This window comes from Micromonospora sediminicola (genome assembly GCF_900089585.1).
Taxonomy (GTDB): domain Bacteria; phylum Actinomycetota; class Actinomycetes; order Mycobacteriales; family Micromonosporaceae; genus Micromonospora; species Micromonospora sediminicola.
Genome location: NZ_FLRH01000004.1, coordinates 1 through 12,392, shown reverse-complemented (window position 1 = coordinate 12,392; position 12,392 = coordinate 1). Strand labels below are relative to the sequence as shown.

Annotated in this window: 13 protein-coding genes and 1 pseudogene; 2 read left to right on the top strand and 12 right to left on the bottom strand. The window is 68.8% G+C overall.

The features are described 5' to 3' along the window. Positions 1 to 59: 59 nt before the first annotated feature. From GA0070622_RS21470 to GA0070622_RS21435, 9 genes are all read right to left on the bottom strand, one after another. Positions 60 to 284: a helix-turn-helix transcriptional regulator gene (locus GA0070622_RS21470; RefSeq protein WP_091577826.1), complete on the bottom strand. Its 225-nt coding sequence runs from the start codon at positions 282 to 284 to the stop codon at positions 60 to 62. Between the two features lie 57 nt (positions 285 to 341). Beyond that, a complete protein-coding gene (locus GA0070622_RS21465; RefSeq protein WP_425412779.1) occupies positions 342 to 1,910 on the bottom strand; it encodes a replication initiator in 1,569 nt (522 codons plus the stop codon). Next, positions 1,907 to 2,965 carry a hypothetical protein gene (locus tag GA0070622_RS21460; protein ID WP_091577823.1) on the bottom strand — a complete coding sequence of 353 codons (1,059 nt, stop codon included), beginning with the start codon at positions 2,963 to 2,965 and terminating at the stop codon, positions 1,907 to 1,909. Before GA0070622_RS21460 ends, GA0070622_RS21465 begins: the two co-directional genes overlap by 4 nt. Further along, positions 2,962 to 3,642 carry a hypothetical protein gene (locus GA0070622_RS33595; protein WP_342672779.1) on the bottom strand — a complete coding sequence of 227 codons (681 nt, stop codon included), beginning with the start codon at positions 3,640 to 3,642 and terminating at the stop codon, positions 2,962 to 2,964. Before GA0070622_RS33595 ends, GA0070622_RS21460 begins: the two co-directional genes overlap by 4 nt. Then, positions 3,639 to 4,055: a DUF6197 family protein gene (locus GA0070622_RS21450; RefSeq protein ID WP_091576668.1), complete on the bottom strand. Its 417-nt coding sequence runs from the start codon at positions 4,053 to 4,055 to the stop codon at positions 3,639 to 3,641. The genes GA0070622_RS33595 and GA0070622_RS21450 overlap by 4 nt, the downstream gene beginning before the upstream one ends. 89 nt (positions 4,056 to 4,144) lie before the next feature. Next, a complete protein-coding gene (locus tag GA0070622_RS32130) occupies positions 4,145 to 4,474 on the bottom strand; it encodes a hypothetical protein (protein WP_141684607.1) in 330 nt (109 codons plus the stop codon). Further along, a complete protein-coding gene (locus tag GA0070622_RS21445; protein ID WP_091577791.1) occupies positions 4,471 to 5,310 on the bottom strand; it encodes an FtsK/SpoIIIE domain-containing protein in 840 nt (279 codons plus the stop codon). Before GA0070622_RS21445 ends, GA0070622_RS32130 begins: the two co-directional genes overlap by 4 nt. A gap of 14 nt (positions 5,311 to 5,324) precedes the next feature. Next, complete coding sequence (locus GA0070622_RS21440; protein ID WP_091576665.1) at positions 5,325 to 5,771, bottom strand: single-stranded DNA-binding protein; 447 nt, start codon at positions 5,769 to 5,771, stop codon at positions 5,325 to 5,327. Between the two features lie 91 nt (positions 5,772 to 5,862). Continuing rightward, the gene (locus GA0070622_RS21435) at positions 5,863 to 6,717 is read right to left on the bottom strand and encodes a hypothetical protein (protein WP_091576662.1); all 855 of its coding nucleotides are present in this window, start codon (positions 6,715 to 6,717) and stop codon (positions 5,863 to 5,865) included. A gap of 213 nt (positions 6,718 to 6,930) precedes the next feature. Here GA0070622_RS21435 and GA0070622_RS21430 point away from each other — a divergent pair, with 213 nt between their 5' ends. Then, entirely contained in the window at positions 6,931 to 8,247 is a 1,317-nt protein-coding gene (locus GA0070622_RS21430) for an NsdA family TPR-like regulatory protein (protein WP_218060612.1), read from the top strand. A 3-nt stretch (positions 8,248 to 8,250) separates the two neighbouring features. On the opposite strand, the gene cutA is transcribed toward GA0070622_RS21430, so the two are convergent. Continuing rightward, a complete protein-coding gene (cutA, locus tag GA0070622_RS33590; RefSeq protein WP_342672783.1) occupies positions 8,251 to 8,598 on the bottom strand; it encodes a divalent-cation tolerance protein CutA in 348 nt (115 codons plus the stop codon). 229 nt (positions 8,599 to 8,827) lie between these two features. On the opposite strand from cutA, the gene GA0070622_RS32125 reads away from it, so the two are divergent. Then, on the top strand, positions 8,828 to 9,715 hold the full coding sequence (locus GA0070622_RS32125; protein WP_141684606.1) for a hypothetical protein: 888 nt from the start codon (positions 8,828 to 8,830) through the stop codon (positions 9,713 to 9,715). 287 nt (positions 9,716 to 10,002) lie between these two features. Here GA0070622_RS32125 and GA0070622_RS21420 read toward each other — a convergent pair whose 3' ends face one another. Both GA0070622_RS21420 and GA0070622_RS33725 read right to left on the bottom strand, forming a co-directional pair. After that, complete coding sequence (locus GA0070622_RS21420) at positions 10,003 to 10,464, bottom strand: WapI family immunity protein (protein WP_091568513.1); 462 nt, start codon at positions 10,462 to 10,464, stop codon at positions 10,003 to 10,005. Next, positions 10,461 to 12,280 (bottom strand): annotated as a pseudogene (locus tag GA0070622_RS33725) (IS481 family transposase). The gene GA0070622_RS21420 and the pseudogene GA0070622_RS33725 overlap by 4 nt, the downstream one beginning before the upstream one ends. Positions 12,281 to 12,392: the final 112 nt, after the last annotated feature.

The following is a 12,392-nucleotide window of genomic DNA, read 5'->3' as shown; positions in this document are numbered from 1 at the left end:
GCCGGGTCGGTGCTCGACGTCGGTGGAGACGGCGACGCCGATCGGGAGCAGGGGAGTGGTCACCGAGCCGATTCCTCGGGATCGGTGCGGTGCCGCCCCAGCCACGCCCGTACGTCCTCCGGGTCGTACTTGACGACCCGGGTGGACAGCCGGATGAACGCCGGCCCCTGGACCGGGTTGGCGGTGCGCCACCGTCGGACGGTGGACGGGTCGACCTTCACGAGCCGGGCAAGTTCCTCTGTGGTCAGCAGCGCGCCGGGTGCTGCTGGTACATCAATGCTCATCGGATCCCCATGGTTGTCGGTTTCACTGTCAAGGCGGGCTTGACGCTGAATCGCGCGTCAGGCGACGAGGGTCTGTAGGTACTCGCGCGCGGAGTCCTGGTGCTCTCGGGCCATCGCGGCGGAGGCGTTGGCGAGCAGCGCGTCAGCGGTGGTGTGCCAGCCGGCGCCCACGAATTGCAGGAAGTTGACCACCAGCGTGGTCGGCTCGGTGCCGGCCGCGGCTTCCTCCGGCCCGCTGCTCTGGGCGCGGCGGAACACCACGCGTTGGTTGCGCAGCAGGGCGAAGGTGACCGAGTAGCGGCGGGACTTGGTGAGGAAGTGGCCGCCGAAGCCAAGCATGTGCGCCCAGCGCCGTAGCCGCCGCCAGTCGCGGGGACGGCCGAGCATCCAACAGGCGTCGATCAGGCGTTCGGTGTGGCTGCCGGCCGGGTCGGCGTAGATGTCGATGCTGTCGGCGGTGAGCCGGTTGGAGGCGTGGCCGGTCACCTCGGTCGACTTGGTGGCGTACTTGGCCAAGTACGCCGCCACCTGGGCGTCGGTCACCGCACCCCGCCCGGCCACGGTGATCACCTTGGTGAGCACCTGCTCGCCCCAGGCGATCGGCCAGCCGCCCGGGTGGGCCGGGTGGTCGGCGGTGGTGAAGCCGACGGTAGCGGCGGCGTGGTCGACGGCGTCGACCAGGTCGGCGGCGTCGAGCTGCGGCGGGGCCGGCGCGATGGCGTCCGGATCGGTGGGGTCGCGGCCGTCGAGGCGGATGATGGCGTGGAAGTGCACGACGCCGCGCCGTTGCATCTCGGCGGCCTTGCCGAACGACAGCCGCACCGGCGACACCCAGCGGGTCTTGCCGGTACGCGGCGACGTCACCGGCACGTCCGGGATGCCGCGCGCCCTCGCCAGCCGGTGCATGTAGCGGTTGATGCTGATGGTGGTGCGCCGCCACAGCTCCCCGGCCGAGAGGTTCCAGACCGCCTGCGCGTCGTGGTCGTAGCAGTCCAGGCACAGCGGCGTGCCCAACCGGGCGTCGGTGTTCTCGTGGCGGGCGAAGCAGACCAGCCGCACCCCGTGCGGGCAGACGGCCGAGTCCCGGCGAGCGTGGCAGGGCTCGGGCCGGCAGTCGCAGGCAGTGCGGCGGGTGCAGGTGTGCCGCTTGACGTAGCGGGTGTGGACCTCGCCGAAGGACGGAGCGGTGAAGGTGGGGAACACCGCCGGGTGGTGGGCGACCTGCTCCGGCACGCCCTTGCCGCCGACGAGGCCGGCGCGGACCACCTGGTAGGCGTCGCGCTGGTAGAGCTTGGAGCAGGTGGGGCACACCGAGGCGCGGCGGTTGCCGCACGGCTTGTAGATGACACCGTCGGGCATGTCGGCCGTCGACCGCTCCGACAACAGACGACCGGTCGCGGCCTCCACCGTCGCCATCGTGCCCGCCAGGCGGACGGGTCGGGTGCAGCCGGCGGCCGGGCGGACATGGCGCAGCCAGCGGGGCAGGTCCGGTTGGGTGAGCCGGGCGGCGGCTTGCAGCCGGATGTCGGAGGACGTGGCGTACCAGGGTGGCGCGGGCGGCTCGGCGCACGGGGCCGTACCCGAAGCAGAAGCTTCGGGTACGACGGTCAGCGTCGAGACGGTCAACGGGTCGCCCTCACGGGGCGTCCATTGGCGGGTCGGACGGGTCGGTTGTCGGTGTTGGGGTCGAGGTCCAGGACCGCGAGGGCTTGCGTGGCCTCCTCGGAGGTCACCTTGAGGCGGACGGCCAGTTGGCCCGGGGTGATCGGCGTGCCGTGCTCGATGCGGTACTGCTTCGCGACGCGGGTCGCTCGGGCGAGCAGGTCCGGGGCCACGATCGGCAGCGGAAGTTGGGCAGCGTCAGACTCGGTGACAGGAATGTCGGTGGTGGACGGTGCCAACGTCGGTGCCGGGGTGACATCAGGCTTGCTCGGACGGGGACGGGCGGGGCGGGCAGCCGCATCGGGCCGGGGCGTCGCCGGCTCCGGTGCCGGGGCCGGTCGCGGTGCGGTGATCCGGGTGGCGAGCTGGGCCGGGGTCGGGATCTCGGGCTGAGCCGGCGTCGGTGCCGGTTCGGCCGTGTCGATGGTCGGGATGATGGGCAGCTCCGGCCGGCCGGGCGTCGGTGCCGGGACGGCGGGAACGGTCATGGTCGGGGTTGGCGTCTCGGCGGGTGCCGGGAACGTCGGTGCGGTGCCGGTGGCGGCGTTCAGGGTTCGGCCGCTTTCCCGGCGGATCAGGGCGCGCATGTGCACGGCCAGGCCGGCGACGGCGGGCGGCAGTGCGCCGACGATCGCGGCCATGGCCACGCGCCAGGTTTCATCGGTGTTGGCGTTGGTCTGGAGCAGGTGGTACGCCGACTGGGCAGCGATGCCGATGCCGGCCGCACCGTAGGTGTTCTTCTTGGCGAACGCGGCGACCCGTGCGGGCACGGGAGCCATCCACAGCACCAGGGCGACGACCACGTAGCCGTCGACCGCGATGGGCATCAGCCAGGCCAGGGCGAGGCTGACCGAGGTGCCGGGGATCGTGATGTGAGCGGTGAAGCCGGCGAGTTCGGCCAGCGCGATCCAGGTGGAGGCGGACAGGCCGAACGACGCGGCCAGCACCGCCCACGAGGCGATCGACGCCAACCGGGGCTCACCGGCCGCCGGCCGGAGGTTGGTCGGATTGATGGTCATGCCGTGGCCCTCCCGTCAGCGGGGCCGAACAGGGTCGGTTCCTGACGGGAGGCCGGCGGCGTGGGTTGGGCCGCCCTACGGGTGGCCGTCCGGTTGGACCGGGCGGTCTTGAGGTTGTGCAGGTCGGCAAGCTGGTCAGGCGTCAGCACGCTGAGCGCCTGCTTGTCCTCGCCACGTCGGCGGTACAGCAGCGGACGAACCGTGGCGTTGGTCGGGCAGTCCGTCACCCCGTCGGGGTAGCGGAAGCCGCAGCCCGGGCATACCGAAGCGGCCGGGCTACCGGAGTGGTGATCGGCGAACACCTGAGCGAGGGTCGCCACCGTGACGCCCAGGCCGGCGCGGATGAGCCGCTCGTCCAGGGCGATACGGTCGGCGCGGTCGGCGTAGCGCATCTGCACCGCCTGCCGGGACACGCCCAGCCGGTCGGCGATCTCCGCCCAGGAGTACCGGTACGGAGGCTGGCGCAAACCGGTGACAGCGAGCCGGGTCATGGCGTCCACGTCGGTGGACAGCGCCGCGAGCGACCGCAGCGCCTCGATGTCGCCGGCCGCGACCCGACGGGCGTACGCCCGCAGGATGCGCCGCACGAACGCGTCGAACTCGGTGGTCTCCACCGACCGCTTGGCGCGCTTGGTGCGGGTGCGCGTCAAGCCGGGCTTGACGGTGTTCTTGTTCATGCCGCACCGCCGTTGGTGCGGTCCCACGCGTCGGCCGCCGCGTTGAGAACGGCGATGACAGCGTCGACGGTCTGACCCTTGGCGTCGTTGAAGTCGTAGGCGGTGTCGAGCCGCTCGTAGTACTGGCTGTCGGCGAACCGGAGGGCCAAGTACCAGTCGAGGTAGGTCAACGCGGCGTTGAAGTCAGCGAACTCTGGGGCATCGAACATCTGGGCCGGGGCGTCGACTGGTCCGCCGTAGCAGACCATGCCGACCGCGCCGACCAAGCAGGCCGGGGGAGTGAACGACCCTGAGGTGGCGTCGTAGTAGGCGCCCTGCGTCCAGCCGTGGCGGGACAGGTACAGGGCGGCGTCCCGCAGCGTGCGGGCCGGGGTGGTCACCTGCTCGGCGACCGTGTTTTGGGTAGCGTGCATGACGGCAGCTCCTTCCGGGCTGTTGATGGGGCGGGTCGGCGGCTTCGGGGTGCTTTCTCAGGGCGAATCCCGGTGCTGCCGGCCCGTTTCTATGGGGTTCGGCGCTGGGGGCGGACCATCCGCCGCAGGGCCGCGTCGAACTCGGTGACGATCCGCATCAGGTGCGCCCGGGCGTTGTTGTCGCCGGGCGCGAGGCTGATGCGGGTGCGGATCTCGGCGTGCTGGCTGCCGTCGGCGGCCAGCACGCGGGTCAGGACCACCACACCGCGACCGGGAACCCGGAGCGTGACCGGCTGTGCCCGATGCTCGCCCAGGCCGCAGGCGTGCCCTCGGGCGCACCAGTCCGGGTGCGGCAGGTGGTCATCGGCGGCGGGCCAGGTTGGCGACGTGGCCGGCCGGGGTCGGATACGGATACTCATGCCGCACGCTCCTTGCGGTCAGCCCGCATGCGGGCAGCGTGGATGGCGATGCGGGCGCAGGCCGCGTCATCGAGGTACGCGGCTTTGATCAGTTGCGGGGTGCCGCCCTCGGCGATGAGCAGACCCACGCCGGGGTTGGTCGGGCTGATCGTGTTGGCCGACCAGCCGCGGTCGGCCCACCCGTGCCCCAGGACGATGTCGGAGGACACGTTGGTGGTGCACCGGAATGCGCACCGCCAGGCGAACAGGTCCCGCAGGCTCGTCGGGATGATGTCGGACGAGGGTCGTTGCGTCGCCGCGACGACGATGATCCCGACCGCCCGGCCCCGAGCCACCAGGTCCCGCAGCAGACCCGCGAAGTCCTCCCGGGTCTTCTTGTCCCCGACGGTGGCCGAGAAGTAGGCGATCTCATCGACGGCGACGAGGATCGGGCTGAACACGTCATCGCGCTGGGTCTTCCGGCGGCCCGCCACTTCCAGGTAGGCGTACCGGTTGTCCATCACGATCTGCATCCGCCGAAGCGTGGCCAGGGCATGCGTGATGTCCGGGCCGACGAACACGTCGGCGCAGCTCTTCCACTGGCCCAACTCGACCTGCTTGCCGTCGAGCAGGCACAGCCGGCAGTCCAGCGACAGGGCGGCGTGAGCCACGATCAGGTTCAGCAGGGTCGACTTGCCGCCGCCCGGTTCCCCACCGATCAACAAGTTGCGGTAGATCAGCGGGACCCGCACCGGGTGGCCGAACTCGTCCACCCCGACATGCACCGGGTCGAAGATCGACACGGGCGCATCGGCGGGCATGCCACCCGGTACGGCGGGAACGGTCAGCGTCGACATCAGCGCATCTCCGCTCAGGCCGCCGACGCCGGCGCGGCGGTCGACCACGGGTCATCCGCCGGCGTCTCCGGAGTGAACCCGTCCCCGTTGCGGGTGCGGGCCATCTTCTTCACCGTCGCCGTGGCGAACCGCAGCGACGGGCCGACCTCGTCGACGTCCAGGCCGTACGCGGAGCGCTTCTCGCCCTGCTCGTTCTCCCACCGCGACAGCCGCAGCCGCCCGGCCACCACCACGCGGGTGCCCTTGGCCAGGGACTCGGCGATGTGCTCGGCCAGGTCCCGCCACGCGGTGCAGGTCAGGAACAGCGGGTCACCGTCGCGGTACTCACCCGCGTTCCGGTCGAACACCCGAGGCGTCGACGCCACGGTGAACTTCACCAGCGCCACCCCAGCCGGGGTGAACCGCAGTTCCGGGTCGGCGGTCAGGTTGCCCACCACCGTCACGGTCGTGTCGTTTGCCATTGCAGATCCTCCCTGGATCGGTTTCCCGAGGTGCGCCGCCGAGCGCGGCACCACCTGGCACACGTCGCACAACGTGTGCGAGTTTTCGAGGTCAGCGGCGCGGGCTGCGCTGCTGCGGCGGCGCGGGCTCCGGAACGTCCAGCAGGTCCAAGTCCACCGGCGGCACAGCCGGCGACACCGGGGCGTCCTCGTCGCGCATCCACGCCACCCAGGCCGACAGCGGCGACGCCACCAGGCCGGTCAACGGGTCACGACGGGTGATGTCGACCCGCACCAACGCGGCATGCCGGGCTGACGCGCGGACCATCCGCGCCTCACCCGCCCAGCAGGCCACCGCGAGCTTGTCCGCCTTGCCGTCCAGGTCCGTCAGGTCCAGGCCCGGCCGCAGCCACACCCACACCCGCTCCCCGGCCGGTGTCGGCCGCGCCCACAGGATCAGCGGCAGTCGACCCGGGTGCAGCCGCGACGCCGACCGGATGAACTCCGTGAAGCAGAGCCGCAGCCGGTGACGCACCACCACGCACCACACCCACGCCGACACCCGCCGACGAAACCGACCGACGCCGAAGAGCACACCCAGCACCACGGCCAGGAGCACCAGCGGCACCGCCGGATGCGTCGCCCGAGACAGGTACGCCATGCCTACGAACACCGTGACCGCAGCGACGATCTCGACCGCCCACCACCACAGCACCCGCAGCGCCGGCCACACCCGGACCACACACGCGACCACCAAGCCGCACACCCCGCCGGTCAGCAGTCCAACCAGGACCGCCAGCGGCAGCGGCAGCGCCACCGAAGCGGTGGCGCCCACCATCAGAGCGACGGACGCCGCCACGACGAGGAACGCCACCCGAGCCTTCTGCGCGTACGACCGCGACACCGGCGTCTCCACCAGCGTCACCGCGCCCACCGGGCGCTCACCGAACATCCCTGACTTCGCCATGCCCAACCTCCCCTTGTCGTGGGACAGCGGTGCGACTCAGTACCGACTTGACCGTACTGACTCACTCAGTACAGGTCAAGGTGGTGACGCATCGCGCTGTATTGATCCCTGGGTGTAAGAGTGCGAGGCTGGGAAGTGCTCTTTCGACCCTCCGGCGGGGGTACCCATGATGGGTAGGCCACTGGCGGATGTGGATGAGGAGCTACCGACGGGGTGGAGGCGTTCATGTCGCAGCGAGTCAGCGGGATAGCTATTCCGCGCCATGTCCTGGAGCGCGAGGACATGCGCGCCGCACTCGCGCGGCATGACTTTGGGACAGTGTTCATGCTGGCTCGGAAATGGGCTGGCATCAGCTATTCGCGAATTGCGGATGCGTGCTCTATCAAGGCCGAAAGAGTAGGTGCGCTCGCCCGTGGACAGGGCAGTATCGCAACATACGAAAAGATCAGCCTTATCGCAGATGCCATGCGAATTCCGGGGCATATGCTGGGCTTGGCTCCCCGAGACTGGGAGGCCAGCCAAGCGATGGCCCAAGATGCCCGAGGTGAGACCGTGAATCGGCGTGATTTCCTGCGCGTGTCTGCCGTTGGTGCCGGCACCCTGCTCGGTGCCGTTGACGTCGCTGACCTCTCCTCCGGGCGGCGGCTCGGCGAGGAGCTGCCGAAGGTCCTTGCGCGACGGACGGCGAGGCTCCGTCGCCTCGATGACGTCCTCGGAGGCGGCGACACCGTTCGCCTGTATCTGTCCGAATACGAGATGACCAAGAAGCTCGTGGCGGGCGGCACCTACACCGAGACGGTCCAACAGCGCCTGCTCGCAATTCTTGCGGAACAGGCGCAACAAGCTGGCTGGGCTGCGTTCGACGCGGGCAACCTGGACCTATCGAAGCGGCTATACGGCGAAAGTCACGGGATAGCCAATCAAGCGCAAGCACCTCACCTCGCTGGCAACGCGCTGGCTTTCCTGGCGTATCAGACAGTTGGCGGCGACCCCCGCGAAGCGGTTGCGATCGCAGAGGCTTCTTGCGCCGCTGCCGGCGACGACTCCCCGGCCACCGTCACTGCTCTGCTGCACGAGCGTCGAGCCTGGGCGCACGCTGTCGTCGGCAACGCCCGTGAGACTGACGCGGCACTGGCAACGGCGCGCGCCGCCTTGGCGCGTCGCAACGCGACCGAGGAACCCGACTGGTCGGCGTGGGTTGACGACCAGGAGGTGACCATCATGACCGGCCGATGCTGGGCAGAGCTTGGCCGGCCGCTGCGCGCGGTTCCGCTCCTGGAGGACGTACTAGCAGGCTTCGATGACGCCCACGCCCGAGACAAGGCCCTGTACTCGTGCTGGCTGGCGGACGCCTACGCCACGGCGGGGGAGCCGGAGGAGGCTGCCCGGGTCGCCGGCCGCGTGCTGGACCTTTCCGAGGGCGTCGCCTCCGTGCGACCGCGTCAGCGCCTCGACCCGGTCCTGCAACGGCTGCGGGTTCACGCCGCCGTGCCGGGAGTCCGGGAAGTCTTGGAGCGCTCCAGGACGTAGCCGCTACGGCTCAACGTCCAACAGGAGCGTCCTGCCGACCCAGGCGGCGTACTCGTCTGAACTCATCACGACCGGCACGGCCGCGATCTCGGGGTTCTGCCAAGGGTGATGGTCCTGGAGGAAGGCTCGTAGGTCCTCGAAGCGCTGAGCGTGCGTCTTCAGGAGGAGCTGCCACTCCTCGCCCGTGCCGAACTCGCCCTGGTGCCAGAAGGCCGAGATGACCGGCCCGACGATCTGCGCACCGGCCGCAAGCCTCGCCTCAACGACAAGGCGCGCCAGCTCGACGGCGGCGTCCCGGGTCTCTACCGCCGTCGAGACTTGCAGGACGGTCCAGGGTTGACCGTTGCTCACGTCAGCGGCGCGACTCCCGAGCCGAGGCCGACCCTCGTGCCAAGACGTGATCGTCTGCGGGCGCCACAGGTGGGTGCGGCCGAGCGTCTTGTCAGGCTCCGGCATCTGGCCGCGGTTCCGGTAGGAACTCACGGTGCCGACCTGGACGCCGAGGTACTCGGCGACCTCCGACGTCGTCCACCACTCCGCCTCTGGATCAGGGCTCGTCACATACGCCATTGTGCCTGTGTTGGACGATCAACGCATCTCTGCAGCAGAAGCAACCAGCGGGGGTTGTCGCAACGGGTTACTACAATCCTCGCCTGCAAGGCTCGTGCTGCCCGGGTTCGGAGGAAAGTTGATCGATTCAGACTTCTGGACTACCGGCGCTCAGACGATGCCAGTCTTGGCATTGGCGATCGTCGTGGAAGCTCGCTCTATCATGTCGAAGTGGGTTCCGGGTGAACGACGCATTCTGAAGAGCCTGCAAGGCCTAGTGTGGGCTGCGCCCCTCACCGTGTACGCCTTCGCGATACCAAAATGCTTCGAGGCGTTGGCTGGCGGCACCGTACACCCATACTGGGTCAAGGTAATTTCGTGGGGAATTGCGCTGGGCGTATCCTCGCTAGTGCTAAATCCCGCGCTGGAACTGCTCGTGCGGACAAATGCCCGCTTGCTGGCTCACATTATCCGCTTCTTGATTATGCCTATCCCGATCGTGACTCTTCGTTGGATTATTCTGCAAAAAAAGATCCTGCAGTGTCGCACGCAAAGACGTATTGCGGAGTTAGGCGCTCTTGAAATCAAGTACCGCGCACACCGCCACCTGATTGATTCTTCGGAGGATGCAGGATCGGAACTGAATCAGCAAAGATTGAGAGTGATTGAGCACGGGTTGAGCGCGCTAGCGGAGCAAAAGAAGTCGATTGAGGGTCGCGTCTCTGAATTTGCATCCGCTAGTGCCGATCGTCGCCAAAAGATTAGGGCATTGCGGGAGAAGCACCTGGAATTCATTGAGGTGGCGCTGGCAGGGTCGGATAGTAGAGGGGCTCCAGCACGGGAAGGCGCTTCACCAGTGGGCCGAACAGCCCAGCCAGACTCAAGCGCAGGTGCAAGCCGTTCCGCGAGCGACGATTGATGCGCTGTAGGCGCGTACGTGGCCGAATGCGCCCTGTGAACACCAGCCAGCCACTGGTGTCAAGCATGTGTTGGGACGCGAGTGTCAAGCATCTTCCGTGACGGGACAACGGGCAGGTGCGGGCAGGTGCGGGCTGTCGAGTCTCGGGACCTGCGTGACAGGTCAGTCTCGGGACGTGGGTGACACGTCCGGCTAGACGACTGCTAACTCTGGTGAGGGTAGCTGGCGATCAGTTGAGGGAGGTTTTCCTGCGACTGGCCGTCTGACGGGTTCTTCAGACGGGGGGGTCAGGGCTGCCCGAGGAGTGGGTAGGCACTTTCGAGTGCCGACAGGGCTGTGAGCATCGCTGGGATGTTGGTCTGGTCGAGGCCGGTGATGGCGAACGTCAGGCGGTTCCCGATGCCGGGATTGTCGGCAAGCTCTCCGGTGACGGACAGCGAGCCGTTCGGGCGGCAGGTCACGGTCAGTGAGATCCATTGTTCAAGTGAGGTGAGCACTGCTTCGCCGCGTAGTTGTTGGTTGATCAGCTCTAGCCCGTGTCGGAAGGTCTGTAGTTCATCGACACGTAGCCCGGCGGCGAGCTGTGCTGAGAAGCCGCCCACGTGGGCCGAGATCGGGCTGATCAGCCAGTTGCCGTCCCAGTAGTCGGTGCTGCCGGGGTGCATTCTTCCCATGACGCGGACCGTTAGATGGTCGTCGTTGGGGAGTCCGATGACCAGTTCGGGGGGTTCGGTCACGCCGGTGATCATGCCATCCCTTCCCGGGTGGACGTCTTCTGTCTGGGTGGTTCGGGTTTGCGGACCTTGAACCGGGCGATGGGCTTGGTGGTGGTGCGGGGCACTTCGCTGAGGAGCTGGTCGCCGTCGTGGACGCGGAAGGTGGTGTCGGCGGCTTCGACGGTGAGGGTGGTTCCGGCGTGGGCGATGCCGACGTGGATGCGTTGACCAGCGATGACCAGGGATCCTCGGCAGCTGACGCGGCGTTCGACCCGCAGGGGTTCGGGTGCCGGTGTTGGTGGTGGTCCGGCGGGGCGGGCGTCGCGGATGCGGGCGACTTCGGCCGGTGTCAGCGGGTTGGGCAGGCTGCGCAGCAGGACGCCGTCGGCGGTGATCTGCATGAGGCCGCGGTCGAGGCGGACGGTGACGCGCCTGCCGGCGAAGTGGTAGCCGACGGGGTGTTGCCGGCCGGCGAGGCCGATCAGGCCGGTGGCGTTGACGAGCCGTTCGACCTCGATCGGGGCGCCGGCCTGGATGGTGCCGGTGGTGATCGGTGGTGGCCCGGCCGGTTGGCCGTCGTCGGCGAGGATCTGGCGCAGGTGCGCAGGGGTAAGTCGGGACGGGACGGTCTTGAGTCGGACGCCGTCGACGAGCAGGTGAACGACGGTGGTGTCGGCCCAGAGGGTCACCGGAAGTCCGGCGCGGGTGGGGCTGAGCCAGAACTGCTGTCCGCAGACGGTGAGGTTGCCCGAGGCGGGAACGAGGCGGGTGACCTCTACGGCCAGGCCAACGTCCCCGCTGGCGGCCACCGGCACTGGCGGGGCGACGGCATGCCCGGCGGGTGCTGGAGGCGTCGGTGCCGGTGTTGCTGGCAGTGGCCGGCGGGGTGCAGGGATGGTGGTGGCCAGCGCTGGCGGCAGCCGCAGCGGCAGCTGTTCCTCAGCCGGCTGGCGGTGAAACGGTCGGCCGGGAACGCCATCCCGAGGGACTGGTGCGGCCGTTCGGTGTTGTATTCGTGCCGGAACACGTCGATCGCTGCTTGGGCCTCTTCCGGGGTGGCCCAGACCTCGACGTCGTCGAGTAGTTCGCGTTGCAGGGTCTGGTGGAACCGTTCGACCTTGCCGGTGGTGGTCGGTGAGCGGGGCTTGGTCAGCCGGTGAGTGATGCCGTTCTCTCGGCAGATCCGGTCGAACATCACCTCACCGCCGCCGCGGCCGAACCGGGCAGTGAACTGCTTGCCATTGTCCGTGAGGACCTCTTCGGGAATCCCGAACCTGTGCAGGGCTTCGGCGAAGGCGAGACAGATCGCCCGACCGGTGGCCCGGCGGACCACGGCGGCGATGACGCAGAACCGGGAGTGGTCGTCCACGCCGGTGACGACCTTCGCCTCACCGCCATCGGCCAGCTGAATACCGCCGACGATGTCCATCTGCCACAGTTCCATCGGCCGGCCACGTTCCCATCGCCGGTAGTCCTCACGCCGACGCCGGCGAGGTGTCGGATCGACCAGGCCGTGCCGGATCAGCACCCGATGCACGGTGATCCGAGACGGGATCGGACCCGGGCAGTCACGACGGCCAAGCTCATAGAGCAGGCGACGGGCACCCCATCGCGGGTGATCCCGGCGCAGCTCACAGATCAGCGCCTCCACCTCAGGAGAAGTCTGGCCAGGCGAGGAACGCGGCCGGCTGGACCGGTCCGCCAGCCCTTCCAAGCCCTCGTCCTGATACCAGGCCAGCCAGCGGTGCACCGCCTGGCGGGAGACCCCGAATCGTTCGGCGACGTCCGTGACCGTGGATCCGGCAAGCACGTCCTGGACGGCTCGATACCGCTGTTCCATCACGCTCATCTCCACCAACACTCGGCGGAGTGTCACCCAGGTCCTGACACCGATGTGTCACGCAGGTCCCGAGACCGGACACGGGCAGGTGCGGGCATCTGAGAACTTTCTATACGTCTTC